The 24,765-nt window shown below is 64.5% G+C and carries 25 protein-coding genes; 14 read left to right on the top strand and 11 right to left on the bottom strand.

The genetic code is table 11. From position 1 onward, the window contains the following. The first annotated feature begins 5 nt into the window (after positions 1-5). The gene (locus tag G9408_RS06820; protein ID WP_235957487.1) at positions 6-428 is read left to right on the top strand and encodes a hypothetical protein; all 423 of its coding nucleotides are present in this window, start codon (positions 6-8) and stop codon (positions 426-428) included. Positions 429-438: 10 nt separating this feature from the next. Here the strand turns inward: G9408_RS06820 and G9408_RS06825 are convergent, their stop codons facing one another. The 6 genes from G9408_RS06825 to G9408_RS06850 all read right to left on the bottom strand — a co-directional run bounded on the left by G9408_RS06825 (position 439) and on the right by G9408_RS06850 (position 4,689). Then, positions 439-1,221 carry an AraC family transcriptional regulator gene (locus G9408_RS06825; protein ID WP_168453222.1) on the bottom strand — a complete coding sequence of 261 codons (783 nt, stop codon included), beginning with the start codon at positions 1,219-1,221 and terminating at the stop codon, positions 439-441. A gap of 224 nt (positions 1,222-1,445) precedes the next feature. Continuing rightward, positions 1,446-2,369 carry an alpha/beta fold hydrolase gene (locus G9408_RS06830; RefSeq protein ID WP_168453223.1) on the bottom strand — a complete coding sequence of 308 codons (924 nt, stop codon included), beginning with the start codon at positions 2,367-2,369 and terminating at the stop codon, positions 1,446-1,448. Positions 2,370-2,665: 296 nt separating this feature from the next. Continuing rightward, entirely contained in the window at positions 2,666-3,562 is an 897-nt protein-coding gene (locus tag G9408_RS06835) for a pirin family protein (protein ID WP_168453224.1), read from the bottom strand. After that, positions 3,555-4,037: an SRPBCC family protein gene (locus tag G9408_RS06840; protein WP_168453225.1), complete on the bottom strand. Its 483-nt coding sequence runs from the start codon at positions 4,035-4,037 to the stop codon at positions 3,555-3,557. Before G9408_RS06840 ends, G9408_RS06835 begins: the two co-directional genes overlap by 8 nt. Continuing rightward, positions 4,034-4,408, bottom strand: a complete 375-nt coding sequence (locus G9408_RS06845; protein ID WP_168453226.1) for a cupin domain-containing protein — start codon at positions 4,406-4,408, stop codon at positions 4,034-4,036. Before G9408_RS06845 ends, G9408_RS06840 begins: the two co-directional genes overlap by 4 nt. A gap of 2 nt (positions 4,409-4,410) precedes the next feature. Next, a complete protein-coding gene (locus G9408_RS06850) occupies positions 4,411-4,689 on the bottom strand; it encodes a BolA family protein (protein WP_235957488.1) in 279 nt (92 codons plus the stop codon). A 177-nt stretch (positions 4,690-4,866) separates the two neighbouring features. Between G9408_RS06850 and G9408_RS06855 the strand changes: the two genes are divergently transcribed. The 4 genes from G9408_RS06855 (at position 4,867) to G9408_RS06870 (ending at position 8,237) form a co-directional block, all read left to right on the top strand. Continuing rightward, positions 4,867-5,358, top strand: a complete 492-nt coding sequence (locus tag G9408_RS06855) for a J domain-containing protein (RefSeq protein ID WP_235957489.1) — start codon at positions 4,867-4,869, stop codon at positions 5,356-5,358. A gap of 10 nt (positions 5,359-5,368) precedes the next feature. Beyond that, the gene (locus tag G9408_RS06860; RefSeq protein ID WP_168453228.1) at positions 5,369-5,806 is read left to right on the top strand and encodes an ester cyclase; all 438 of its coding nucleotides are present in this window, start codon (positions 5,369-5,371) and stop codon (positions 5,804-5,806) included. Between the two features lie 251 nt (positions 5,807-6,057). Next, the gene (gene cobS / locus G9408_RS06865; RefSeq protein WP_168453229.1) at positions 6,058-7,047 is read left to right on the top strand and encodes a cobaltochelatase subunit CobS; all 990 of its coding nucleotides are present in this window, start codon (positions 6,058-6,060) and stop codon (positions 7,045-7,047) included. Positions 7,048-7,049: 2 nt separating this feature from the next. Further along, complete coding sequence (locus G9408_RS06870) at positions 7,050-8,237, top strand: alpha/beta hydrolase (RefSeq protein ID WP_168453230.1); 1,188 nt, start codon at positions 7,050-7,052, stop codon at positions 8,235-8,237. Here the strand turns inward: G9408_RS06870 and G9408_RS16640 are convergent. Both G9408_RS16640 and G9408_RS06875 read right to left on the bottom strand, forming a co-directional pair. Beyond that, positions 8,234-8,365, bottom strand: a complete 132-nt coding sequence (locus G9408_RS16640) for a hypothetical protein (protein ID WP_268932531.1) — start codon at positions 8,363-8,365, stop codon at positions 8,234-8,236. The two genes, G9408_RS06870 and G9408_RS16640, sit on opposite strands and share 4 nt — an antisense overlap. Continuing rightward, positions 8,362-9,558: an MFS transporter gene (locus tag G9408_RS06875; RefSeq protein ID WP_210423192.1), complete on the bottom strand. Its 1,197-nt coding sequence runs from the start codon at positions 9,556-9,558 to the stop codon at positions 8,362-8,364. Before G9408_RS06875 ends, G9408_RS16640 begins: the two co-directional genes overlap by 4 nt. A 213-nt stretch (positions 9,559-9,771) precedes the next feature. Here G9408_RS06875 and cobT point away from each other — a divergent pair, with 213 nt between their 5' ends. From cobT to G9408_RS06900, 5 genes are all read left to right on the top strand, one after another. Beyond that, positions 9,772-11,595: a cobaltochelatase subunit CobT gene (gene cobT / locus G9408_RS06880; RefSeq protein WP_168453232.1), complete on the top strand. Its 1,824-nt coding sequence runs from the start codon at positions 9,772-9,774 to the stop codon at positions 11,593-11,595. A gap of 185 nt (positions 11,596-11,780) precedes the next feature. Then, complete coding sequence (locus G9408_RS06885) at positions 11,781-13,427, top strand: acetolactate synthase large subunit (RefSeq protein ID WP_168453233.1); 1,647 nt, start codon at positions 11,781-11,783, stop codon at positions 13,425-13,427. 110 nt (positions 13,428-13,537) lie between these two features. Further along, positions 13,538-14,971, top strand: coding sequence for an aldehyde dehydrogenase family protein (locus G9408_RS06890; protein ID WP_168453234.1), 1,434 nt, complete (start codon positions 13,538-13,540; stop codon positions 14,969-14,971). 227 nt (positions 14,972-15,198) lie between these two features. Further along, positions 15,199-16,080 carry a UDP-2,3-diacylglucosamine diphosphatase gene (locus tag G9408_RS06895; protein WP_168453235.1) on the top strand — a complete coding sequence of 294 codons (882 nt, stop codon included), beginning with the start codon at positions 15,199-15,201 and terminating at the stop codon, positions 16,078-16,080. After that, entirely contained in the window at positions 16,077-17,129 is a 1,053-nt protein-coding gene (locus G9408_RS06900) for a glycosyltransferase family 4 protein (RefSeq protein ID WP_168453236.1), read from the top strand. Before G9408_RS06895 ends, G9408_RS06900 begins: the two co-directional genes overlap by 4 nt. On the opposite strand, the gene G9408_RS06905 is transcribed toward G9408_RS06900, so the two are convergent. Next, the gene (locus tag G9408_RS06905) at positions 17,126-19,522 is read right to left on the bottom strand and encodes a TonB-dependent receptor plug domain-containing protein (RefSeq protein WP_168453237.1); all 2,397 of its coding nucleotides are present in this window, start codon (positions 19,520-19,522) and stop codon (positions 17,126-17,128) included. The genes G9408_RS06900 and G9408_RS06905 overlap by 4 nt on opposite strands. 191 nt (positions 19,523-19,713) lie before the next feature. On the opposite strand from G9408_RS06905, the gene guaA reads away from it, so the two are divergent. Continuing rightward, entirely contained in the window at positions 19,714-21,315 is a 1,602-nt protein-coding gene (guaA, locus tag G9408_RS06910; RefSeq protein ID WP_168453238.1) for a glutamine-hydrolyzing GMP synthase, read from the top strand. Positions 21,316-21,327: 12 nt separating this feature from the next. Here guaA and G9408_RS06915 read toward each other — a convergent pair whose 3' ends face one another. Both G9408_RS06915 and G9408_RS06920 read right to left on the bottom strand, forming a co-directional pair. Beyond that, on the bottom strand, positions 21,328-21,687 hold the full coding sequence (locus G9408_RS06915; RefSeq protein WP_210423193.1) for a hypothetical protein: 360 nt from the start codon (positions 21,685-21,687) through the stop codon (positions 21,328-21,330). 124 nt (positions 21,688-21,811) lie between these two features. Further along, positions 21,812-22,159, bottom strand: coding sequence for a winged helix-turn-helix transcriptional regulator (locus G9408_RS06920; RefSeq protein ID WP_168453240.1), 348 nt, complete (start codon positions 22,157-22,159; stop codon positions 21,812-21,814). Positions 22,160-22,262: 103 nt separating this feature from the next. On the opposite strand from G9408_RS06920, the gene G9408_RS06925 reads away from it, so the two are divergent. From G9408_RS06925 to purT, 3 genes are all read left to right on the top strand, one after another. Continuing rightward, complete coding sequence (locus G9408_RS06925; RefSeq protein ID WP_168453241.1) at positions 22,263-22,967, top strand: glutathione S-transferase family protein; 705 nt, start codon at positions 22,263-22,265, stop codon at positions 22,965-22,967. A 53-nt stretch (positions 22,968-23,020) separates the two neighbouring features. Continuing rightward, on the top strand, positions 23,021-23,503 hold the full coding sequence (locus G9408_RS06930) for a GFA family protein (RefSeq protein ID WP_168453242.1): 483 nt from the start codon (positions 23,021-23,023) through the stop codon (positions 23,501-23,503). Positions 23,504-23,575: 72 nt separating this feature from the next. Then, the gene (gene purT, locus G9408_RS06935) at positions 23,576-24,757 is read left to right on the top strand and encodes a formate-dependent phosphoribosylglycinamide formyltransferase (RefSeq protein WP_168453243.1); all 1,182 of its coding nucleotides are present in this window, start codon (positions 23,576-23,578) and stop codon (positions 24,755-24,757) included. Positions 24,758-24,765: the final 8 nt, after the last annotated feature.

Genomic DNA, 24,765 nt, shown 5'->3' on the forward strand with positions numbered 1-24,765 from the left:
GATGAGTGACTAGCACCAACCCGACCGGTCCTTCAACGGGCGAGACGCCGACCGCGGCACCGCCGCCCGAGACACAATCCGCAACCCGACCGCGCCCCGGCAAAACGCCGAGCCGCTGGGGCGGCTGCCTGCCATGGCTGCTCGTCCTTGCGGTGCTGCTCACCGGCTTTGCGATCTGGAAATTCCCGTCGTTCAAGGCGCAGGCCGAACTCGGATCGGCCTATGCGGCGCGGGTCGGCTGTTCGTGCCGCTATGTCCAGGGGCGCAGCCTGGAGAGCTGCCAGAGCGATTTCGAGCCCGGCATGGAGATGGTGTCGCTGAGCGAAGACCCGGCGACCAAGACGGTGACCGGCAGCGTGCCGTTGCTCGCCTCGCGCAGCGCGCGCTATGCGGGCGCCAGCGGCTGCCTGCTGCGGCCTGAAAACTGACGCCGACCGGCTATTCTTCCCAGACTGGCGGCAAGATGGCCGAGACATGGCGCCGGCGCCATTCGCCCGGCGACATGCCCAGCTTGCGGCGAAAGATCGCGCACAGGTGCGCATGGCTGGAAAAGCCGGTCGCAAAGGCGATCTCGGCGACCGACAGCGGGCGGTTCATCAGGAACCAGCAGGCGCGGCGCAGCCGCTGGCGCAGCATATATTGCGCCGGGGTGTAGCCGGTCGCGCGCGCGAAATGGACGATCAGGCTGTTGACCGACATGCCCACCTCGGCCGCCATTTCCTCAACCGTCAGCGACAATTCGAGCTGGGTCTGGATATAGGCCATCAAGTCGTTGATGCGCTGGGTCACCGCGGACGAATCGCGGCGCCCCACCATGGCTTCCATCGTTTTGGCAAGAATGGTGACCAGCGGATCGGCCGCGGCCGCGTCGCCTGCGGCCAGCGCGCGCACCAGCGCGGCCAAGGCCATGTCGTAATGCCCGGCAAGCGCGCGTGCGTCCGGCGCGACGACCAGCCGTGCCGCGGGTATTGCCACCTCGATATAGCGGACCCCGCCGCCCTTTGCTTCGCCATGATAGCGGCGTCCGGCGGGCGCCAGCCACATCTCGCCGGGCAGAGGATCGCCCAGCGAGGTCCGCTGATCGTCGAGCCAGGTTTCCAGCCAGTGATAGCTTCCAGCTTCGTATAAGTAGAGGACATGGACGTCGCGTTCGACCGTCCAGCTCAATGGACCTTCGATGCGATCAACGATCGAGGCGACCCTGAGTCCTCCCACTTCCATGACACAAGTATGGCAAGTTGGGGAGAATGTGAAAGCCTGCCATTTACGCCAAATCTATGGTTAAATCGAAGCTCCAAATTCTTCCGAAACGGCGGAAATTGGGGAAAAAATGCTGTTGCATCGACCCTTTCGCGTGCCCTTTCGCGCGCCTGACGAGACCCCCCCCAAGGCGGGCGGCAAATATGCCGCCCGCCACCTTTTTTGGGGGCGTCACCTGGCCTAAATCAGCTGCTGGTCAGAAACGCGTCCATCGCCGCATTGACCGCATCGGGCGCTTCCCACGGAACGAAATGGCCACAATCGGCGACGTGCACGATCTCGACCGCGGGAACGAGGTCGGCCATCCCGTCGAGGTTGCATGGCGGCAGCGCCACATCGTCGAGCGCCCAGATGACGAGCGTCGGAATAGTGAGCCCGGGGAACGGCACCGCAGGCGGCTCGGCATAAGGCGCGTCCATGGCCGGAACGATCGCGGGCGAACCGCGGTACCAGTTGATCATCGCGCGGCAGGTATCGCGATCCTCCCAATCTTTCAGCAATCGCGCGATCTCGTCGGGCGGCTGGATCCCACCGCTCGGCACCCGGCCCGCGAAAGCATGGGCAAGGATGCCCGCGATACCATGCGCCTCGATAATCGCGTCGCTCGCCGGGTCGCGAAAGATGCTGATATACTGGCTCGCCGCGCGCTGCTGTTCATTCGTCTGCAGCAGGCGTTGAAAGATCGCGGGATGCGGGGCGTTGGCGATGACGGCGCGGGTGACGCGGCCCGACCACGCCGGATGCAGCCCGTCGGGCTGGCCGCCCAAGGCTACCCCCCACGCAATCGCCCCGCCCCAGTCATGGCCGACGACGGTAAATTCCCCGACGCTCAGCGCATCGGCGAGCGCGAAGACGTCGGCGATCAATTTATCGGGCGTATAGGATTCGACATCCTGCGGCTTCGACGAACCGCGATAGCCGCGCTGGTCGGGCGCGATACAGCGAAAGCGGTCGGCGAAATGCGGCAGCTGGTACCGCCATGTCCGATGCGATTCGGGAAAGCCATGGAGGAAGATCAGCACCGGGGCGTCGCGCGGGCCGATATCGACGACGTCGAGTTCGACGCCGGTCGAAAGCTTCACGCGCTGCTGTTCAAAATCGCCGATCATCGCCATCGCTCCCTTGGTTTCGTTTCGAAACCTGATGGCGAGGAACCGCGTGGCTGGCAAGCTGCAGCAAATGGCGGGGCGGGTCGAAAGGCTGGATCGCGTCGGCGTTGGGGTGGGAAGCGGGCGTAGTTCGTTCCTCCCCGGAACGGGGAGGTGGCAGCCCGTAGGGCTGACGGAGGGGCCGAAACCTCTCGTGATCACGCACCGTCCCGACCCCTCCACCACCGCTTCGCGGCGGTCCCCCTCCCCGTTCCGGGGAGGAACGAAAACGGCAGCTACCGGTCGCAACCCAACCCCTACGGATAGCTCACCGTCTTCGGCACCTCGGGGATCGGGATAAATTCCTCGCTGTCCCCCGGAACCAGCGGGAATTTGCCATCCTTCCAGTCATGCTTGGCCTGGTTGATGCGGTCGCGCGACGAACTGACGAAATTCCACCATACATGGCGCGGCGTCGCGAAGGCTTCGCCGCCGAGCAGCATCACCCGCGCGTCGCTGTCGGCGCGCAGCGTCATCGCCTGCCCCGGCTTCAATATGTAAAGGCTGTGGCGATCGAGCCGGTCGCCATCGAGACTGGCATCTCCGAGCGCCACCAGCACCGCGCGTTCGTCGGCCTCGGCCTCGATCGGAATGCTCGCCCCGGCATTCATCAATATGTCGGCATAGATCGTCGCCGCATGCTGGGTGATCGGCGAGGTGGCGCCCCACAGGCTGCCCATGATCACCCGCGCCGAAACGCCGCTATCCTCGATCAGCGGCAGGTCGCCCTTTGCGACATGCTCGAATGCCGGTTCGATCTCTTCCTGACCGTCGGGCAAGGCGAGCCAGGTCTGCATTCCCGAAATGCCCGACCCGGTCGCCCGCTCGGCCGCCGGGGTGCGCTCCGAATGGACGATACCGCGCCCTGCCGTCATTAGGTTACACGCGCCGGGACGGATCGTCGCCAGCGTGCCCAGGCTGTCGCGATGGTCGATCGCACCCTCGAACAAATAGGTAACCGTCGCCAGGTTGATGTGCGGATGGGGCCGCACGTCCATGCCCGCGCCGATGTCGAAATGCGCCGGGCCGAACTGGTCGACAAAGATGAACGGACCGACCATCGTGCGCGCCTTGCTCGGCAGCGTCCGCCGCACCTCAAATGCACCAAGGTCGTGGGTCGAGGGGGTGATGACCTGAAGATCGGCGTCAGACATTGTCGGCTTCCTGCATGGCGCCAAATCGGCGCTTCAACTGGCGATGGCGATTGCGAAAGGCGATATTGATCATCAGCCGCGCGATCGGCCGCGGCCATTTCGGTTCAAAGCGCAATTCGTCGGTGACCACGCAGCCGCCATCCACGGGATCGACAGTCCGGATGTGCTGCCAGCTGTGCATCGACCCCATCCGCGACCGCTCGACGAAACGCCTGCCCGGTTCGAATTCGACCAGGGTCAATTCGGTCCAGTCGTAAGGGATCAGCCCGAACGCCAGCACGCGGCTGCGGAACAGCATTTGCCCCGGGACAAATTCGGCATCGACCATCCCGCGAATTCCCGGCGGGGCCGTCATCCGGAAGATCGGCATTGCCTCGGCATTGATCCCTGCCAGCGACATCGCCGCTGTCCAGACATCGGCGGCGGGCGTACGCAACCGCGAGCTGTAGCGAAGCTCGACAGGGGCGGCCGTCATCGCGCGTCCAGTCTTGCCAGCGTTCGCCGCGTCTTTTCGGTCTCGACATTGCCAGTGTTCAGGGTCGATCCCGGTTCGAGCAGCACGACATGGCATTCGCCGTCCAGCGCCTCGGGACAATGTTCAACCCCGCGCGGTACGATGATGAACTCGCCGGGTTGGACGATCACATCGCCGCTGCGCAGGCCCATCTTCATCCGGCCCGCGACGACCAGGAACAATTCATCCTCGATATCATGATGATGCCAGTCGAACTTGCCCTCGAGCTTGACCAGCTTGATCTGGAAATTGTTGATGTCGCCCGCGACATGCGGATTCCAGGCTTCGGGGATTTTGGCGAAGGCTTCGGCGAGGTTCACCTTGGCAACCATCGTCACTCCCCCGGCGCCGTCGCCTTGATCGCGAGAGCGTGAACGCGCTGCCCCGGCAAATCGCCAAGCGCCTTGTTCACCGCACGTTGGCGCGCGACGCGGTTCATGCCTGCGAACCCTGCCCATTCGATCGTCAGGCTGAAATGCGATTCGCCCGATCCATCGTCGCCGCTGTGACCATGATGCTTGGCGCTGTCGTTGCTGACGATGAAATTGGCATCGGGAAAAGCCGCGCGGAGCAGCCTTTCCATCTCTTGTTGCACGGGGCCGTTGCTGCTCATGGGGTTGACCATAAGCGGTCCGTCGCCAAATTATAAGACCCCCTATCTCCTTGCCCCCCACCTCGAAAGCGCATTTTGTCCACGCCTCCCCGCCCCAACCGCTTCCATGGCCGCGTCCCCCGCGAGGCACCGTGCGCCGTGCCCGGATGCCGCGAGGCGGGCGAATTTCGCGCCCCGATGGCCTGGACCCGCTCGCCCGACGGACCGCCGCAATATCGCTGGTTGTGCCTTGACCATGTGCGTGAATTCAACGCAGGTTATAATTTCTTCGAAGGCATGAGCGCCGACCAGATCATGGCCGCGCAATCGCCGACCGCGGGCTGGGAAACCGAAAGCCGCGCCTTCCGCGCCGCCGGGAGCGCCGACCTGCCGCCGCGCTGGGCCGATTTCAAGGATCCCATCGACGCGCTCGGCGCGCGATTTCGCCAGCGAATGGACGAAGCGCGGCGCGAGGCCGCCAACCCCGGCCTTTCGCGCGACGAACGGGCCGCAATGCAATTGCTCGCGCTGCCCGCCGACGCCGACCGCGCCGCACTCCGCCGCCGCTACAGCGAGCTGGTGCGCAAATATCATCCCGACCGAAATGGCGGCGATCGCAGTTTCGAGACGAGACTCGGCGAAGTGGTTGCGGCATATCAGTTGCTGAGGAAGACCAAGGCATTCGCATAGGAGACGCGCGATGAGCGAGCTGGACCAAGCACGGATCGACGTGGTGCGCCGCCATATGGCGCTCGAGATCACGCACGATTGGGACGGCGTCATCGCGACCTTCGATCATCCGCGCTACGAACTGCTCGGGCCCGGCACGGTATTTGATGGCGAGGCCGCGGTCCGCTCCTATTTCGCCGCGTCGCGCGAGCCTTTTCCCGATCAGGCGAACGAAGTCATCGCGATCGCCGCGGACGCCGCGACGCATACCGTGCTCGTCGAATTCTGGCTGACCGGCACGCATCTTGGCCCGCTGAAGCTTGGGCCGCGCACGATCGAACCGACCGGAAAGGCGTTCCGCATCCGCATGGCGGCGAGTTTCGAATTTGCCCCGGATAGCGACAAAATTATCTGCGAACGCCCCTATTACGACCAGTCTGCGGTGATGAAGGCGCTTGGGTTGCTCTGAAAAGGCGTTGCAAGCTGAAACCGACGCCTATACCGCGCAAACGCAACTCCCCTCTCCCCTTGCGGGAGAGGGTTGCAAAGACTTGGCGGCTTGCCGCCTAGTCGAAGCTGGGTGAGGGGTTGCGAGCCGCAGGCTCGCGCGGCACAAAGCGCCGCCCACCCTCATCCAACTACGCCTAGCCGCTTCGCGGCAAGGCTTCGTATCCTTCTCCCATCAAGGGAGAAGGGACCGAGATTTTTGAAGGCAGCAAGATGACCGATATCCCGAACAGCCTCCCCGATCACCACGGCTCGACGCTCCTCGCGGCGCCCGATACCGAGGTGAATGCGCGCGAGATGTTCGGGGTCGATATCGACATGATGGTCCCGGCCTTCAGCGAGGCCGACGAGCGCGTCCCCGACCTTGACCCCGCCTATGTCTTCGACGGCGACACCACGCTCGCGATCCTGGCCGGCTTCAAATATAACCGCCGCGTGATGGTGCAGGGCTATCACGGTACGGGCAAGTCGACGCATATCGAACAGGTGGCGGCGCGCCTCAAATGGCCGTGCATCCGCGTCAACCTCGACGCGCACATCAGCCGCATCGACCTAGTCGGTCGCGACGCGATCGTCCTGCGCGACGGCCAGCAGGTCACCGAATTTCGCGAAGGCCTGCTCCCCTGGGCGCTGCAAACCCCGACCGCGCTCGTCTTCGACGAATATGACGCGGGCCGTCCCGACGTCATGTTCGTGATCCAGCGCGTGCTGGAGACCGAGGGCAAGCTCACTTTGCTGGACCAGAATCGCGTAATCCGCCCCAACCCGCATTTCCGCCTGTTCTCGACCGCGAACACCGTCGGGCTCGGCGACACGAGCGGGCTGTATCATGGGACGCAGCAGATCAACCAGGGCCAGATGGACCGCTGGAACATCGTCGTCACGCTGAACTATCTCCCCGCCGCGACCGAAAGCGCGATCATCCTCGCGAAGGTGCCCGACACCGACGACACGACGGTTGCCAATATGGTCAAGGTCGCCGACCTGACGCGTCAAGGCTTCATCAACGGCGACATTTCGACCGTGATGAGCCCACGCACGGTGATCAGCTGGGCGCAGAACGCCGCGATCTTCCACAATATCGGCTTCGCGTTCCGCTTGAGCTTCCTCAACAAGTGCGACGAGGCCGAGCGGATGATTGTCGCCGAATATTATCAGCGTGTGTTCGGCGAAGACCTGCCCGAAAGCGTTATCGGCAAGTGACGATGCCGCGCCGCCTGTTGGTGGCCGCAACCGCGCTGGCTTTGTCTGGGTGCAGCATCGCCGCGGTCGATTACGGCCCCGTCCGCCATGCCGACTATGTCGCCGATCCGCGCTGCACCGCGCAGCCGGGTGCGGTGGTCGATGGCGACGCCTTGCCGCTGTTTTTCGCGACGAGCCGCCTGCCCGACTGCCGCACCGACGACATCCGCCTGCTCCGTCACCGCGGCGACACGATCCGTTATGGCCGCTTTGCCGTGCCGCGCGAAAGCGAGGTCGGCGGCAAGAAGAGGCTGCGCACGCCCATGGCGTTCCAGGCTTCGGCCGACTGGTGGACGGCGTTGCAGGCCGAAACCGACCGCCGCCAGGGCCGCGTATTGCTCTATGTGCATGGCTATCGCGAGACGTTCGAGACGACGTCGAAAGACGCCGCGCAGATCGCGCGGATGACCGGTTTCGACGGGCCGGTGATCGAATATAGCTGGCCGTCGCAGGGCGAGGTGCTGAGCTATGCGGTCGACGAAACCAATATGTACCACGACGTCCGGAATTTCCGCGATTTCCTGAAGACGCTCGCCGAACGGCCGTGGGTCAAGGAAATCGTCGTCGTTTCGCACTCGCTGGGCGCGCGGCTGGTGATCCCGGCCATCGCCTATGTCGACCGCACGTCGAGCAGCGCCGACAGCAGCAACATCTCCAACGTCATCCTGGCATCGCCCGACATCGACCGTGAAACCTTTGAACGCGATATCGAGGAAGAAGTGCTGGCCCCGCGCCGCGTCGCCAACAACCGGCGGATCACCGTTTACGTCTCACACGCCGACAAGGCGCTCGCCGCGTCGCGCGCGCTACACGGCTATCCGCGGCTCGGGTCGCCCTATTGCTTCAACCCGTTCGAGGCCGCCGATCTGAAGGCCAAGGGGTTGCCGGTGCGCTGCTACCCGACATCGGTGCCCGGGTTGACCGTTGTCGATACCACCGACGTGTCGCGCACGACCACGGGGCACAGCAATTTCCTGCGCAGCGCGGTCGCGTGCCGCGATTTTGTCGATGTGGTGGCGGACAAGCGCGCGCGGCCCGACCGGGTGGCAACGCATCTGGCGCATGTGTTCCGGCTGCTTCCCGACCCGGCGGAGCCGAAGCCTGATGACGAGGCGATCTGCAATCGCGTGCCGTTGGCTGCTGCGCCCTAAAATCCGCACATGATGGCAAAGTCAGTCAGCCAGACGGCTGGCCCTTCGCCGCGCCACAGCCACAAGCCGCCCACCGCGATCACCGCGAACAGCCCCAGCGCGACCGCGTCTTGTCGCGCCCATTTCATGTTGGTTGCAGCCGCCTGACGGGAGCATCCGCAATCGGCAGATGAACCAGCCCCGCAAAGACCCCCAGCGCGATCGCAAAACCCCAGGCGATATCATAACTGCCGGTGGCGTCGAAGATCAGTCCAGCCATCCACGCGCCGAAAAAGCTGCCGACCTGGTGGCTCAGGAACACGATGCCATAGAGCATCGAGAGATAGCGGATGCCGAAGATACGCCCGACAATGCCGCTGGTGAGCGGCACGGTGCCAAGCCACAGAAAGCCCATCGCCCCGGCAAACACCAGCGCGCTCGCATGGCTGAGCGGAACGAAAAGGAACAGCGCGATCACCGCCGAGCGCGCGGTATAGAGCGCCGACAGGACATATTTCTGCCGCAGCACGTCGCCCGCGCGGCCGAACACATAGGAGCCGAGGATGTTGAACAGCCCGACCAGCGCCAGCACCTGCGCTCCGATCTCGATCCCCAGCCCCTTGTCGTCGAGATAGGCGGGCAGATGCGTCGCGATGAACGCGATGTGGAACCCGCAGACGAAAAATCCGGCATTGAGCAGCCAGAAACCGCGATGGACCGATGCCTCACGCAGCGCTTCGCGCGCCGTCTGCTCGACCTCGGCCGCGACGCCCGGCCCGCCATCGGTCCGCCCCGCGACCCCGATCGCGAGTAGTCCACAGAGCGCGACCAGCCCCGCCATGATCCACAGCGTCTCGTGATAGCCGATGTCGCGGAGCAGGATCGACGCCAGCGGCACGACCAGGAACTGGCCAAGCGATCCGCCCGCGGTGACGATGCCGAACGCGCTGCTGCGCTTTTCGGGGCTGACGACGCGCCCCACCGCGCCCAGCACGACGACAAAGGTCGTCGCCGACTGCGCCATGCCGATGAAGATACCGAAACTGAAATGCAGTCCGATCGCGTCGGTCGCGAACGCCGCGCCGATCAGCCCCAACGCATAGAGCAGCGCCCCCACCAGCACGACGCGCCCCGCGCCATGCTTGTCCGCCAGTGCGCCGACGAAGGGCTGGACCAGCCCGAACAGCAGGTTCTGAAGCGCCATCGCCAGCCCGAAATCCGACCGGCTGATCCCGATATCGACGCTCATCTGCGGCAGGAAAAGCCCGAACGACTGGCGCACCCCCATCGCCAGCGTGACGATGAAGGCGGCGCAAAGGATGACGATCCAGGGGCGGCGCATGGGAGAAGTGGTGGGGGAGGTCATAGGTTGCCGAATGCAACCCTTGCCGAGCCGGGTCAAGCGAGCAAAGCTACGCCCTCACCCACTCAACCTTCGTCACCCCGCACTTGATCCGGGGTCCATTACGCCGATGAAGCATGGACCCCGGATCAAGTCCGGGGTGACGATGAAAGGGATTTCCTTCGACGGCCAAAGCTGGTTAGAGCCGACTCAATGACCGCCCAATCGCCTCTCGAAGATTTCAAGGCCGCGCTGTCCAGCGTTGCGCGCGCCGTTACCCGCGACGCCGAGGTTGAGGTCGGCTTTACCGCCGATGCCCCGGCGCAGATCGGCAAAGCGATCAAGGTGCCGACGCCGTCGCGCACGCTTCCGGCGGATCAGGTCGCCGAAGCGCGCGGGTTTGCCGATGGCTATGCGCTGCGGATGAAGCATCACAGCGAGAAGCTGCACGCGGCGGCGCGCCCTACCGAACCGCTCGCTGCCGCGGCGTTCGACGCGATGGAACGCGCGCGGATCGAGGCGCTGGGCGCGCGCCATATGGACGGGATGCGCGCCAACCTGTCGGCAAGCCTCGCGATGCGGATGCGCAGCGACCCGATTTCGCGCGCGCAGGGCCGTGACGATGTCCCGATGTCGAGCGCGCTTGAACTGATGCTGCGCGAGGCGCTCACCGGCGCGCAGGCGCCGCAAGGGACCGAGACCGGCCTGTCGCTGGTGCGCGAATGGATCAACAAGGAAGCGGGCGGCGATCTGACCGCGCTGTCGATGCTGCTCGACGATCAGGCGGCATTCGCTGAAACCGCCAAGCTCGCGCTGCGCCACCTCGACCTGATCCACAGCGACGAACCGCTGGAGGAAGGCAGCGAGGACGGCGGCGAAGAAGATGAGAGCGAAGCCGAGGAAAGCCAAGACGAGCAGGAAAGCGAAGACGGCGGCGCCGGGGAAAGCCAGGTCGATGCCCGCGCCGAAATGGCGGGCGATCAGGCTGACGACGGCGACAGCGATCCCGATGCGCAGGAAATGGAAGCCGACGGCGAACCCGAAATGGGCGGCGAAGGCGATGAGGGCATGTTGCCCGTGCGCCCCAACCGCCTGCCGAGCGACATCCCCGATTTCAATTACCTGCGCTTCACCGACAAGCATGACGAGATCATCCTCGCGACCGAACTCTGCGATGCCGACGAGCTGACGCGGCTGCGCGCCTATCTCGATACCCAGATGCAGCATCTGCAGGGCGCGGTGACAAAGCTCGCCAATCGGTTGCAGCGGCGCCTGATGGCGCAGCAGAACCGCGCGTGGGATTTTGACCAGGAAGAGGGCCAGCTCGACGCCGCGCGGCTGGCGCGCGTCATCGTCTCGCCCGGCCAGTCGCTGAGTTACAAGATCGAACGCGACACCGACTTCCGCGATACGGTGGTCACGCTGCTGATCGACAATTCGGGATCGATGCGCGGGCGGCCGATCAGCATCGCCGCGATCAGCGCCGATATCCTGGCGCGCACGCTCGAACGCTGCGGCGTGAAGACCGAAATCCTGGGCTTCACGACGCGGACGTGGAAGGGCGGACAGAGCCGTGAGGACTGGCTGGCCGCGGGCCGCCCGGCGCATCCCGGCCGCCTCAACGACCTCCGCCACATCATCTACAAACCCGCCGACGAACCCTATCGCCGCGCGCGCAAGTCGCTGGGTCTGATGATGCGCGAGGGGCTGCTCAAGGAGAATATCGACGGCGAGGCGCTGATGTGGGCGCACCAGCGCATCATCGGCCGCCCCGAGGAACGCCGCATCCTGATGGTGATCAGCGACGGCGCGCCGGTCGACGACAGCACCCTGTCGGTGAACCACGGCGCCTATCTGGACCAGCATCTGCGCCAGGTGATCGACTGGATCGAAAACCGCTCGCCGGTCGAACTGTGCGCGATTGGCATCGGCCACGATGTCACCCGCTATTACAGCCGCGCGGTGACGATCATGGATGCCGAGCAGTTGGGCGGCACGATGGTCGAGCAGCTGGCGGGGCTGTTCGACGTGGATTGATGCAAAATGGGGCGTCCACGGGATGGGTGACAACCCCCTCCCCCGTCGTTACAAACTGGCCCCGGAGCAGCAGGGACTCGCGGCCTGACGACGAGCGCCGCTGCACCGAATAATCATGCTGTGGGTCGCCAGCATGGCTTGGGGCTGCACCGATGGCGGTGCGCGGCTGAGGGGGCGACTGTCACATGAAAAAAGCATCCGACCTGTTCATCGAATGTCTGGAGGAAGAAGGCGTCGAATATATCTTCGGCGTTCCGGGCGAGGAAAACCTCGACTTTCTCGACAGCCTGTCGCGGTCGACCAAGATCAAGCTGATCCTGACCCGACACGAACAGGGCGCGGGCTTTATGGCGGCAACCTATGGCCGTCACACCGGTAAGACCGGCGTCTGCCTCGCGACGCTCGGCCCCGGCGCCACCAACTTCGTCACCGCGGCCGCGTACGCGCAGCTCGGCGGCATGCCGATGATGATGATCACCGGGCAAAAGCCGATCAAGAAATCGAAACAGGGCCGTTTCCAGATTCTCGACGTCTGTTCGATGATGTCGCCGATCACCAAATTCACCCATCAGATGGCGTCGTCGGATAATATTCCGAGCCGCGTGCGCGAGGCATTCCGCTTGGCCGAGGAAGAAAAGCCGGGCGCGGTGCATATCGAATTGCCCGAGGATATTGCCGATGAACACACCGATTCACGCCCGCTGAAACGCAGCCATTCGCGCCGCCCCAACGCCGATACCAAGTCGATCCGCGAAGCGGTGAAGGCGCTGGAGAATGCAAAATCCCCGGTGCTCGTCATCGGCGCGGGCGCCAACCGGACGATGACGAGCCGCATGTTGCTGCAGTTCATCGAAAAGACCGGCATCCCCTTCCTCACCACCCAGCTCGGCAAGGGCGTGATCGACGAGCGGCACCCCAAGTTCCTCGGCTGCGCCGCGCTGTCGGCGGGCGATTTCGTCCACCGCGCGGTCGAAGCGTCGGACTGCATCGTCAACCTCGGCCATGACGTGATCGAAAAGCCGCCCTTCTTCATGAAGGAAGATGGCCCGACCGTGATCCACATCTCGAGCAAGACCGCCGAGGTCGATCCGGTCTATTTCCCGCATATCGAGGTGATCGGCGACATCGCCAACGCCGTTTGGCAGATGAAGGAGGATATCGTCCCCAGCGGCAGCTGGAAATTCGACCATATGCTCGCCTATCGTCAAGGCGAGGTCGACCATACCGCGCCGCTGGCGAAGGACGAGCGTTTCCCGATCTTTCCCCCGCATCTGGTCCAGTCGATCCGCGACGCGATGCCCGACGACGGCATCATCTGCCTCGATAATGGTGTCTATAAAATCTGGTTCGCGCGCGGCTATACCGCCTATCGCCCGAACACGGTGCTGCTCGACAATGCTCTCGCGACGATGGGCGCCGGGCTGCCGTCGGCGATGATGTCGGCGATGGTCTATCCCGACCGCAAGGTGATGGCGGTATGCGGCGACGGCGGCTTCATGATGAACAGCCAGGAGATGGAAACCGCGGTGCGGCTCGGGCTCAACATGACGGTGCTGATCCTCAACGACAACAGCTATGGCATGATCCGCTGGAAACAGGCGAATATGGGCTTCAAGGATTGGGGGCTGACCTATGGCAACCCCGATTTCGTCAAATATGCCGAAAGCTATGGCGCGCACGGCCACCGGGTGGAAAGCGCCGCGCATCTCAAGGAACTGCTGGCGCACACGCGCGATACGCCGGGAGTGCACCTGATCGATTGCCCGGTCGATTATTCGGAGAATGATCAGATCTTGAACATCGACATCAAGCGGATATCGAAAGAGATGTAGCCCGCCGCTTGCTGTTCCCCGGCGAACGCCGGGGCCCAGAGCGCCCCTGCGCCACCGTTGCGCATTCTAGCCTTGGACCCCGGCGTTCGCCGGGGTGCGGAGAGGTAAAAATGAAGCTCAAAGACGTCTATCCGCTCTATCTCAACAACAAGGCGGCGCAGCCGAACACCGACCTTGAGGTGATCGACAAGTTCACCGGCGAGGTCGCCTTCCGCACCGCGCTGGCGACCCCCGACGTCATCGACGAAGCGATCGCGGGTGCCGTGCGCGCCGCCGAGCCGATGGCGCGGCTTGCAAGCTATGAGAAACGCGACGTGCTGCTGCACTGCGTTCAGCGCTTTCAGGAGCGGTTCGACGAGCTCGCCTATGCGCTGTGTGTCGAGGCGGGCAAGCCAATCGCCGACAGCGAGGGCGAAGTCACGCGCCTGATCGACACCTTCCGCATCGCGGCCGAGGAAGCGACGCGCAATTATGGCGAGGTGCAACCGCTCGATATTTCGGCGCGCGCCAAGGGCTATATGGGGATGTGGAAACGCGTGCCGATCGGCCCGTGCAGCTTCATCTCGCCGTTCAACTTTCCATTGAACCTCGCGGCGCACAAGATCGCCCCGGCGATCGCGATCGGCTGTCCGTTCGTGATGAAACCCGCGTCGCTGACCCCGCTCGGCGCGATCATCATGGGCGAGGTGCTCGCCGAATGCGATATCCTGCCCGCAGGCGCGTTCAGCATCCTGCCCGCAAGCCGCGCCGGGGCGGACCTGTTCACCACCGACGAGCGGTTGAAACTGCTGTCGTTCACCGGCTCCCCCGGCGTCGGCTGGGATTTGAAGGCGAAGGCGGGCAAGAAAAAGGTCGTGCTCGAACTCGGCGGCAACGCCGCGGTGGTCGTCGACAAGGACGCCGACCTCGACCATGCGCTCGCGCGGATCATCTTTGGCGGCTATTACCAGTCGGGGCAAAGCTGCATCCATGTGCAGCGCGTGATCATCCATGCAGATATTTACGACAAGTTCCGCGACATGCTCACCGCGAAGGTCAAGACGCTGAAATCGGGCGATCCGAAGCTGCGCGACACCTTCATCGGGCCGATGATTTCGGTCAAGGAAGCGCAGCGGCTGAAGGGCTGGATCGACGATGCGGTCGCCGCGGGTGCAACGCTGCTCGCGGGCGGCGGTTGCGAGGGAAATATGCTGGAGGCGGCACTACTGGAGAATGTCCCCGCGGACGCCGATGTCGTCGTCGAGGAAGCCTTTGGGCCAGTCGTCGTGCTGTCGAAATTCGCCACATGGGACGAAGCGCTGGCCGAGGTCAACGACAGCAAGTTCGGTCTTCAGGCGGGGCTGTTCACCAGCGACATCCAGAAGGTGCTGGAGGCGTGGGATCATCTCGACGTAGGCGGCATCGTCGTCAACGACGTGTCGAGCTACCGCGTCGACAATATGCCCTATGGCGGGGTCAAGGATTCGGGGCTGGGACGCGAGGGCGTGCGCTTTGCGATCGAGGACATGAGCGAGATCAGGAATTTGGTGATCCGGCGGACTTAACGCCATACATCTCGTCATTGCGAGCGTAGCGAAGCAATCCAGAGCGGTTTACGCCTATTCTGGATTGCCGCGTCGCCTTCGACTCCTCGCAATGACGAGGTGGGACTAGCCAAAGCCGTCACAAAACCGCCGCCAAACCGTCGCCGAACCGACGCGGGTTTGAATCGCACAGTGTCACAAAACTCCTGTCTAGCCCGTGAGCAGCTAAGGCTGCCACGGAGCATGACATGGCCTCGATCTCGACCCTGCCGATCCCCGCCCGTTTTGCCGACCCCTTTACAGCCGACCCGCATATTCCCGAGCGCGTGATCGGCGAGCGTCGCAACTATCGCAGCGTGTGGGTCAGCGACATCCACCTCGGCACCCGGGGTTGCAACGCCGCGATGCTGATCGACTTCTTCGACCATGTCGATTGCGAAACGCTGTACCTCGTCGGTGACATCATCGACGGCTGGCGGCTCAAGAAGCGGCATTTCTGGCCGCCCGAGCATAATGACGTCGTCTGGCGCGTACTCAAACGCGCGAAGCGCGGAACCCGCGTCGTCTATGTCCCCGGCAACCATGACGAGATGGTCAAGCCGTTCGACGGCTTCGATTTCGGCGGGGTCGAAATCCGCCGCGAAGCGATCCACGAAACCGCCGATGGCAGAAAACTACTGGTTGTCCATGGCGACGAATTCGATGCGGTGATGCTCGCGCACCGCTGGCTCGCCTTCGTCGGCGACGCCGCCTACACCGCGCTGATGAAGTGCAACGTCGTCGTCAATGCGGTGCGCAGCAAGCTCGGTCTGCCCTATTGGTCGCTGTCGATGGTCGCCAAGCACAAGGTCAAGAACGCCGTCCAGTTCATCGGTCGCTACGAGGAAGTCGTCGCCCACGCTGCCCGCTCGCGCGGGGTCGATGGCGTCGTGTGCGGCCATATCCACAGCGCCGAAATGCGCGAGATTGAGGGCACCGAATATTATAACGACGGTGACTGGGTCGAAGGCTGCACCGCGCTGGTCGAGCATCATGATGGGCGCATGGAAATCCTGCACTGGGCCGAAGAGGTCGCCGCGCGCGCGGTCCCGGCGGTGCTGGAACTGCCAGCACCGGCGCGCGCCGCATGAGGATCCTCATCGTCAGCGACGCCTGGGAGCCGCAGGTCAACGGCGTCGTCCGCACCTTGCAGGCCACGATCGCCGAATTGCGCAAGGCGGGGCATGAGGTCGCGGTCGTCTCGCCCGACCTGTTCCGGTCGATCCCCTGCCCTTCCTACCCCGAAATCCGCCTCGCGATGGCGGGGTGGCGCAAGGTCGGTCGGCACATTCGCGCCTTCGCCCCGCAGGCGATCCATATCTCGACCGAAGGGCCATTGGGACTGGCGGCGCGGCGCTGGTGCCTGAAGCACGGCTTTCCCTTCACCACCGCCTATCATACGCGCTTTCCCGAATATGTCGCGGCGCGGCTGCCCCTCTCCCCCGCATTCGTGTGGCGCTTCATCCGCCGGTTCCACCGCCCTGCGCGGCACATCATGGTCGCGACGCGCAACTTGGCGCGCGAACTCGCCGAACAGGGACTTGAGCAGACGATGATGTGGGAACGCGGCGTCGATCACGATCTGTTTCGTCCCGACCACGCCGGACACCCCGCTTATGCCGGTCTGCCGCGCCCGATCCAGCTCTACGTCGGTCGCGTCGCGGTCGAGAAGAATATCGGGGCGTTCCTCGACATCGACCGCCCGGGCACGAAAGTGATCGTCGGCGACGGACCTGCGCTTGCTGCGCTTCAGGCGCAACACCCCGGCGCGCTGTTCCTCGGCAAACTCGGCGGCGAAGCGCTCGCGGCGGCCTATGCGGGCGCCGACGTGTTTGTTTTCCCCAGCCGCACCGACACCTTCGGGCTGGTGGTGATCGAAGCACTGAGCTGCGGGACGCCCGTTGCCGCCTTTCCCGTTCCCGGCCCCGGCGACATCATCCGCGATGGCGCCGGAGCGCTCGACGAGGATCTAGGCCGCGCGATCGACACCGCACTGACTTGCGACCGCGCCGATGCCGCCGCGCTGGGTGCGCGCTACAGCTGGACAAGCTGCACCGCCCAGTTCGTACAGGCGTTGACCTTCGTACCCGGCGTTGCGGCGTCCGAATTCACCTTCGGTGCCGCGGGGGCGCCCGCCTAGAACGTCTTGCGCCACTCCAGCTCGATGTAGCGGCCCAAGGGGTCGATATAGCCGGGCTGATAATTCAGCGGCACCACCCCATTCGCATCGGTGATCTTGCGCTGTGCATCGAACAGATTGTCGATCGACAGGCGCAGGCGCGATCCCTTCAGGAACGGCAGCTTCTCGGTCAGCTTCGGCACCTGATTGAGGTCGGCGAAAAAGCGCAGGTTGAACGTCGCAAGATCGCCGAAGTTGAGGTCGCCTGCAGTGCCGCCGGTCACCGTGCTGCCGCTGTCATATTTGCCGCTCAGGCGAAAGCCGAGCCCCTTGTAGAACAGCCCGCCGTCGAGTTCGAGCAGGTGGCGGTTGCTGCCGCCGCCGCTGCCGGTCGCCGAACCGTCGAGCAAATCGAGTTCGGGCACCCCCGGGCGGATCAGGATCGTGTCGGTCAGCTTATAGGTGTGATATAGCGACACCGACCAGCGACCACCCTGCGGACCGCCGCCAAACATCGCGCCGGGCCCACCGCCGCCGCGCCCGCCGCGCCCACCCATCCGCGGACCACCAGCGCCGCGCGGGCCTGCCGCACCTGCGCCCGGGCCGCCACCGGGGCGTCCAGCCTGATCGGGTTGGCCAAAGCTTTTGCCGAAGTTCAAGCCCCAGCGGATCTGCGAATTTTCGACCTGGTCGAAGTTCACCGGCCGCTGGTCGAGCGCGATCAACACACCATTGGCGTCGCGCGTCACGCGGCCCGGAAACGCCGCCTCGATCTCGGGCGTCAGCAGCGGCAGGCTGTTCGCGGTGTCGTTGCTCTTGTTGCGATTGTAATTGACCGACAGGCGCAGGCCTTCGACCATCGGGACTTCCCAGTTCAGCCCCAGCTTCAGGTCGCGCCGCTGTTCGGCAAGCAGGAAGGGATTGCCGCCGGTCGTCGTCGTAATCTCCACCGTCTGCCCGGTCGCAAAATCATAATAGGTGACCCCGGGCGTCACCAGCGGCGCCGCGCCGAGCTGCTGGATGCCGGGTGCCGCCTCGTCATTGTTGAAGCTAGCGATCAGCGACAGATTGTCGGTCACGCCCCAGTTGAGGCTCGCCCCCCAGCTTTTGAGCGCCTCGAAATCGCTGGGATTGGCGACCTGACCGCTCAGCGTCAGCGACATCCGGCCGATGTTGCCGACCTCATATTCGGGATCGAGCAGCGGCAGCGTCAGCGAGCCGAACACGCTGGGCGTATCGCGTCCCAGATCGGTGGTGGTGACCACGCCCGATCGTTCGGACTGGCTGTCGAAACGCAATCCCGAATAGCTGCCGGTCATCGACAGGCGGATCGGCCCGGCCCAGCCCTCGGTCACTGTCCCCGACAGGTTCGCGCTGCCGCCAAAGCTTTGCTGGCTGCTGTCGAAGCGGTCGCGCGCGCCGGTCACCCGGTCGGTGAAGGTGCGCTGATCGGCGTCGCCATAATTGCCCGACAGCGACCAGCGCCAATCGCCGAGCATGCCGTTAACGCTGGCGGTCGTCGTCAGATTGCGGCTGCGGCTGTCACGTTCCAGCGGCACATCGCCGCCCGCGACGACAGGACCAAGGAACGACAGACTGTCGGTCTGGTCCAGCCGCAGGTTGATCGACGCATCGGTGACCTTGTTCAGGCTGCGCTGGATCGTCGCATCGATCAGATAGGTATCACTTTCGGGCAACAAGCTGCGCGTCGCAGGGCCAAGACCGCGCTCGTTTTCGGTGAGCATCGTCGACTGCTCCCAGCCCGCGTTGACGTTGACCCGGCCATTTTCGCCGATCGCCAGGAAACTGCCCTCGACTTCGCTCTGGAACCGCCCGCCCTGCGTCGGAACGCCGCCTTCGGCCTCGACCGCGACCTGCCGGAAATTGGGCTTGAGCACCATGTTGACGACGCGCTCATCGGCCGAATAGCCATATTGCAGCGCGACTTCTTCAGGGAAAATCTCGACCTTGGCGATCGCCTCGGGGGGCAGGTTGCGCACTTCGCCAAAGCCGCCGATGCGGCGTCCGTTGATCAGGATGATCGGTCGCCCGCCGCCGCGCCCACGGCCCGAGCGCGTCTGCGGCGCCAGCGCCTCGAGCAGCTCCGACACGTTCGATACGCCATAACTGGCGATCGCCGCTTCATCGAGCTCGGCCTCGGCCTTGATGTCGGTTTCCAGCTGCCCGGCAAGGCGCGGCGCGGTCACGACAATTTCGTCGCCGTCGATCTCTTCATATTCATCTTCGGGGTCGCTCGACGCGCTGACGACCGGCGCCGATGGCTGGTCGGCGATCGCCGTCACCGCGGCACTGGCGGGCATCGCATCGGTTTCGGCCATGGCGGGCCAGGCGAGCGCGGCGCTCGCGGTCAGCAACAGCGCGCGCGCTGAAAGGGAGAGGTGGGCATGGGTCATTGGGGGAGAGCCTTCTGTTTTTTCTTGCTTCTTTTTTGGCGCGACCGGACTGAACCCTTGCTGACGCGCGTCTTTGTGGCGGGTTCATTTATGTCGCAATTGTCGCAACAATGTGTCGAGGCCAGTTGCGTTCCACCAACGGGCGATATCGACCGCTGGACAGCATGGCGCGCTGCCCTTATCGGCCAGCCATGCCGACTCCAGACACATCCGCCGCGCCCCGCTCCGATACCGGTGAATCGATCCTGATCATCGATTTCGGTAGTCAGGTGACCCAGCTCATCGCCCGTAGGGTCCGCGAAGCAGGGGTCTATAGCGAGATCGTCCCCTTCACCCAGGCCGAAGCCGCACTCGAGCGAATGCAGCCAAAAGGCGTGATCCTGTCGGGATCCCCCGCATCGGTTCCCGCCGACGGCAGCCCGCGCGCGCCGCAGTCGGTGTTCGACAGCGGCCTTCCCATCCTCGGCATCTGTTACGGCCAGCAGGTCATGAGCCAGCAGCTGGGCGGACGGGTCGAACCCGGCGGTGTCGATGGGGAGCGCGACGGCGAATTCGGCCGCGCCTTCTTGACCGTCACCGAACCCTGTGTGCTGTTCGACGGGCTGTGGCAGGTCGGCGAGCGGCATCAGGTGTGGATGAGCCATGGCGACAAGGTGACCGAATTCGCCCCCGGCTTCCGTATCGTCGCGGTCAGCGACGGCGCCCCCTTCGCACTGATCGCCGACGACGAGCGCCGCTATTACGGCACGCAATTCCACCCCGAAGTGGTCCACACCCCCGACGGCGCCAAGCTGATCGCCAATTTCGTCCGCCACGTTTGCGGGTGCAGCGGCGACTGGACGATGGCCGAATTCCGCGCCACCAAGATCGCCGAAATCCGCGCGCAGGTCGGCGACCAGCGCGTGCTGTGCGGCCTGTCGGGCGGGGTCGACAGCGCGGTCGCGGCGGTGCTGATCCACGAAGCGATCGGCGAACAGCTCACCTGCGTTTTCGTCGACCACGGCCTGCTGCGCATGAACGAACGTAGCCAGGTCGAAACGCTGTTCCGCGACCATTACAATATCCCGCTCGTCGTCGTCGATGCCGAGGAGCGCTTCATGGCGGGCCTCGCGGGCGTCACCGACCCCGAAAAGAAGCGCAAGTTCATCGGCGCCGAATTCATCAACGTGTTCGAGGAAGAAGCGAAGAAGATCGGCGGTGCCGATTTCCTGGCGCAAGGCACATTGTACCCCGACGTCATCGAATCGGTTTCATTCACCGGCGGGCCGAGCGTGACGATCAAGAGCCACCACAATGTCGGCGGCCTGCCCGAACGCATGAACATGAAGCTGGTCGAACCCTTGCGCGAGCTGTTCAAGGACGAGGTCCGCCTGCTCGGCAAGGAACTCGGCCTGCCCGACATCTTCGTCGGTCGCCACCCCTTCCCCGGCCCCGGCCTCGCGATCCGTATTCCCGGCGAAGTCAGCAAGGACCGCTGCGACATCTTGCGCAAAGCCGACGCGGTTTATCTCGAAGAAATCCGCAATGCCGGTCTCTACGATGCGATCTGGCAGGCGTTCGCGGTGCTGCTGCCCGTCAAGACCGTCGGCGTGATGGGCGACGGGCGCACCTACGACCATGTCTGCGCGCTGCGCGCCGTCACCTCGACCGACGGCATGACCGCTGATATCTACCCCTTCGACGCCAGCTTCCTGAGCCGCTGCGCAACGCGCATTATCAACGAGGTGCAGGGCATCAATCGCGTGGTATACGACTATACGTCAAAGCCGCCGGGGACGATCGAGTGGGAGTGACCGCCTGAACGATCAGGCCGTGGCAGGCGCATTGGGCCGCCAGCTCCAGATCAGCAGCAGCAGGCCAACGATGATGAACAGGGCAAAGCCCGACAGTATCCACGCGTTGACATACCATTGTTCGCCCCATTCGAACTCGCCGCGCATGATGCGCATCCAACCCTGAAAATGCTGGGTAGCGCCAACGGACGCCCCAAACACCGCAAAAACCGCTGAGAGGTAACGCACCAGCCAATGCGCCGGATTGGGCAGCATCAACAAAAGTCCAAGCAGGCCGATCACCGTGCGCTGGCTGCGGCAATAGGGGCATGCGTAGACAAGACCGGTCAGATCGACCGCCCAGGTCAGGGCCGCGATCAGGATCGCGACCAAGCCCACGGCACGGCGATGCCGCAACAACAACTGCGGTAGATTATCCAGCATGTAACATCCTCCCACTGTCCCTGGCCGCCCCCATACGCAGCTTCCGCGCAATCGGCCACACACGGCCGTTGCACTAGATCATGATTGCCTGATCGGCCGGTGCGTCCGTCGCGGCGTTGACCCCGTCCCACCAGTCGCCCAGCGCGTCGATCAGCGGGACGAGCCTTTCGCCGTCCGCCGTCAGGTCATATTCGACGCGGCGCGGATAGCCCTCGAATTCGGTGCGCCGCACGATCCCGGCATCTTCCAGCTTGCGCAGTTCCATCGTCAGCATCTTGTGCGAAATCGTCGGATTGTCGCGCTGGAGATCGCTGAACCGCTTCGTTCCGTCGCTGAGATAATAGATGAGCAACGTCGGCCAACGGCCGCTCAAAAGCTGCATCACTTCCTCGATCGGACAGCGCGAGACCAGATTCTTCATCACGACCCTCATGGTTACAAAAAGGTGCGTAATTTACGCACGAAACGGACGCCCTATATCGCAAATCGCTGCGCAGCTCCCCTCAAGAAGATGGAGCAATATCTTGGAACCGATCCTTATCTATGGCTTCCCGCTGGGAAGTTCCATGGGCCTTGTTGCGGCCCTCGAATGGCTGGGCAAACCCTATCGCCTCTGCCGCGTCGACATGCTCGGCGAAATGCGCGAGCCGTCCTATGCCCGCATCAACGCGCGGCATGAAACGCCCGCGCTGGTCACCGATGACGGCAGGGTGCTGACCGAAACGATGGCGATCGCGCACTGGTTCGCCGCGCGCGATACCGAACGGCGGATCAGCCCCGACCCGCTGTCGGCGGACGGCGACCGGATGCGCCAGATCATGGCATTCATCAACAGCGGCTTCACCGGCGCGTTCAGCCCGCTGTGGGTGGCGCTCGAAATGGACCCACCGCGCCCGGCCATGCAGGCGTCGATGCGCGAATTTGGCAAGGAAGCGGTCATCGGGCGCCACGACAAGCTCGAGGCGATGGTGGGCGATACCCCCTTTCTGGTGGGCGACCGCCCGACACTGGCCGACGCGCTGTTCATCGGCGTCGCGCGGTGGCTGGAGTTTCATGAGGTTGCCGAACCGGCACGCTGGCCAAAGCTTGCCGCCTTGCGCGCGCGGCTGGAGGCCGACCCTGCGGTGATCTTTGCCACTGCGCTGGAAAGCGGCGACAGCGTGGCGGGAAGCGGCGCGTTCCGCGGCCATGTCCCGCTGACCGAGGTGATCGACCGCTTCGGCGCGTGATGATCAAGGGCGGCGCGGTTGCGAGGCTGCGCCGCCCTTGATAGCATCCCGGCATGGACCGGATCGAAACCCAGGCCTCGGGCGGCTGCCAGTGCGGCGCGGTGCGCTATCATGTCACCGCGGTGCTCGACACCTCGCACATTTGCCATTGCCGGATGTGCCAGAAGGCAGCGGGCAATTTCTTCATCGCGCTGATCGGCGTCCCGCGCGACGCGATCCGCTGGACGCGCGGCGCACCCGCGACCTTCGCCAGTTCGGATAAGGCGTCGCGCGGCTTCTGCCGCGACTGCGGCACCCCGCTGACCTATGACTATCACGACAGCAAGCATATCAACCTCACCACCGGCTCGTTCGACAACCCGGCGCAATTCCCGCCGCGCGTCCAGTTCGGGGTCGAGGGCCAGCTGCCGCTGTTCGAACATCTACCGATCAACGCCGAGGGTACCACCGAGGAAACCATGGCCGCCTACGTCGATGCCATCAGGACGAGCAACCACCAGCACCCCGACCACGACACGGCGCGCTGGCCGGAATGACGACCGGCGCGCTGGCGAATCCTGGCGACTGCGATTAGAGGCAGGGCGAATTTCCTGTAGCGGAGCCCTGCCATGACCCCCACCGCCACCATCCTGCTGCTCGGTTCGGGCGAGCTGGGCCGCGAATTCGTCATTTCCGCAAAGCGGCTCGGCTGCCGCGTCATCGCATGCGACAGTTATGAAGGCGCGCCCGCCATGCAGGTTGCCGACGCCTTTGAAGTCTTTTCGATGCTCGACGGCGATGCATTACGCGGCGCGATCGAAAAGCATCGTCCGGACCATATCGTCCCCGAGGTCGAGGCGATCCGCACCGAAATCCTCGCCGAGGTCGAAGCCGACGGCTATCATGTCGTCCCGTCGGCCCGCGCCGCGCAGCTGACGATGAACCGCGACGCGATCCGCGACCTTGCGGCCAGCGAACTCGCGCTCACCACCTCGACCTTCGAATATGCCGAAACCCGCGAGCAATTGCACGCGGCCGCGGCGCGCATCGGCTTTCCGCTCGTCGTCAAACCGGTAATGTCATCATCGGGCAAGGGCCAGAGCACGGTCAAGGACGCGGACGGTATCGACGCGGCGTGGGACTATGCCGCCGCCGGGATGCGCGGCGACCGTCTGCGGGTGATTGCCGAGGCGTTCATCGACTTCGATTATGAGATCACCCTGCTCACCGTCCGCCACCAGGATGGCGTGACCTTTTGCCCGCCGATTGGCCACCGCCAGGAGCGCGGCGATTACCGCGAAAGCTGGCAGCCCGCGGCGATGTCCAAGGCCGCACTGGCCAGCGCACAGGATATGGCGACCAAGGTCGTCGATGCCCTTGGCGGCCACGGCATTTTCGGCGTCGAGTTTTTCGTCAAGGGCGACACGGTCATCTTCTCCGAGCTCAGCCCGCGCCCGCACGACACCGGCATGGTCACGCTCATCTCGCAGTCGCTGTCCGAATTCGACCTTCACGCGCGCGCCATTCTCGGCTTACCGATCCCGAAAATCACGGTCCCCGATGCCAGCGCGAGCGCGGTACTGCTCGCCGACCGCGACGCCGGCGATTTCGCGATCAGCGGGCTGGCCGACGCACTCATCCCGCCCAGCCCCGCAACCGCGATCGACGCCCGCATCTTCGGCAAGCCGGTGACCCGCCCGTACCGCCGCATGGGCGTCACGCTCGCGCGCGTCGCCGACGGCACGACCGACGACGCGCGCGCCGCTGCGGTCGCGGCGGCGGCGCGGCTGACGATCGACTATCGCGATTGACGCGCTAG

It is taken from the genome of Sphingopyxis microcysteis, assembly GCF_012274265.1.
GTDB classification, from domain to species: Bacteria; Pseudomonadota; Alphaproteobacteria; order Sphingomonadales; family Sphingomonadaceae; genus Sphingopyxis; species Sphingopyxis microcysteis.

What these genes read in the sequence shown, in the direction of transcription:
- G9408_RS06890 (WP_168453234.1), top strand. Translation starts at nt 13,538, where the DNA reads ATGAAGCTCAAAGACGTCTATCCGCTCTATCTCAACAACAAGGCGGCG.
- cobT (WP_168453232.1), top strand. Translation starts at nt 9,772, where the DNA reads ATGACCGCCCAATCGCCTCTCGAAGATTTCAAGGCCGCGCTGTCCAGC.
- G9408_RS16640 (WP_268932531.1), bottom strand. Translation starts at nt 8,365, where the DNA reads ATGAAATGGGCGCGACAAGACGCGGTCGCGCTGGGGCTGTTCGCGGTG.
- G9408_RS06900 (WP_168453236.1), top strand. Translation starts at nt 16,077, where the DNA reads ATGAGGATCCTCATCGTCAGCGACGCCTGGGAGCCGCAGGTCAACGGC.
- G9408_RS06840 (WP_168453225.1), bottom strand. Translation starts at nt 4,037, where the DNA reads ATGACGGCCGCCCCTGTCGAGCTTCGCTACAGCTCGCGGTTGCGTACG.
- G9408_RS06845 (WP_168453226.1), bottom strand. Translation starts at nt 4,408, where the DNA reads ATGGTTGCCAAGGTGAACCTCGCCGAAGCCTTCGCCAAAATCCCCGAA.
- G9408_RS06860 (WP_168453228.1), top strand. Translation starts at nt 5,369, where the DNA reads ATGAGCGAGCTGGACCAAGCACGGATCGACGTGGTGCGCCGCCATATG.
- G9408_RS06885 (WP_168453233.1), top strand. Translation starts at nt 11,781, where the DNA reads ATGAAAAAAGCATCCGACCTGTTCATCGAATGTCTGGAGGAAGAAGGC.
- cobS (WP_168453229.1), top strand. Translation starts at nt 6,058, where the DNA reads ATGACCGATATCCCGAACAGCCTCCCCGATCACCACGGCTCGACGCTC.
- G9408_RS06870 (WP_168453230.1), top strand. Translation starts at nt 7,050, where the DNA reads ATGCCGCGCCGCCTGTTGGTGGCCGCAACCGCGCTGGCTTTGTCTGGG.
- G9408_RS06835 (WP_168453224.1), bottom strand. Translation starts at nt 3,562, where the DNA reads ATGTCTGACGCCGATCTTCAGGTCATCACCCCCTCGACCCACGACCTT.
- G9408_RS06875 (WP_210423192.1), bottom strand. Translation starts at nt 9,558, where the DNA reads ATGCGCCGCCCCTGGATCGTCATCCTTTGCGCCGCCTTCATCGTCACG.
- G9408_RS06930 (WP_168453242.1), top strand. Translation starts at nt 23,021, where the DNA reads ATGGACCGGATCGAAACCCAGGCCTCGGGCGGCTGCCAGTGCGGCGCG.
- G9408_RS06825 (WP_168453222.1), bottom strand. Translation starts at nt 1,221, where the DNA reads ATGGAAGTGGGAGGACTCAGGGTCGCCTCGATCGTTGATCGCATCGAA.
- G9408_RS06850 (WP_235957488.1), bottom strand. Translation starts at nt 4,689, where the DNA reads ATGAGCAGCAACGGCCCCGTGCAACAAGAGATGGAAAGGCTGCTCCGC.
- G9408_RS06905 (WP_168453237.1), bottom strand. Translation starts at nt 19,522, where the DNA reads ATGACCCATGCCCACCTCTCCCTTTCAGCGCGCGCGCTGTTGCTGACC.
- G9408_RS06830 (WP_168453223.1), bottom strand. Translation starts at nt 2,369, where the DNA reads ATGATCGGCGATTTTGAACAGCAGCGCGTGAAGCTTTCGACCGGCGTC.
- purT (WP_168453243.1), top strand. Translation starts at nt 23,576, where the DNA reads ATGACCCCCACCGCCACCATCCTGCTGCTCGGTTCGGGCGAGCTGGGC.
- G9408_RS06855 (WP_235957489.1), top strand. Translation starts at nt 4,867, where the DNA reads ATGGCCTGGACCCGCTCGCCCGACGGACCGCCGCAATATCGCTGGTTG.
- G9408_RS06920 (WP_168453240.1), bottom strand. Translation starts at nt 22,159, where the DNA reads ATGAAGAATCTGGTCTCGCGCTGTCCGATCGAGGAAGTGATGCAGCTT.
- G9408_RS06895 (WP_168453235.1), top strand. Translation starts at nt 15,199, where the DNA reads ATGGCCTCGATCTCGACCCTGCCGATCCCCGCCCGTTTTGCCGACCCC.
- guaA (WP_168453238.1), top strand. Translation starts at nt 19,714, where the DNA reads ATGCCGACTCCAGACACATCCGCCGCGCCCCGCTCCGATACCGGTGAA.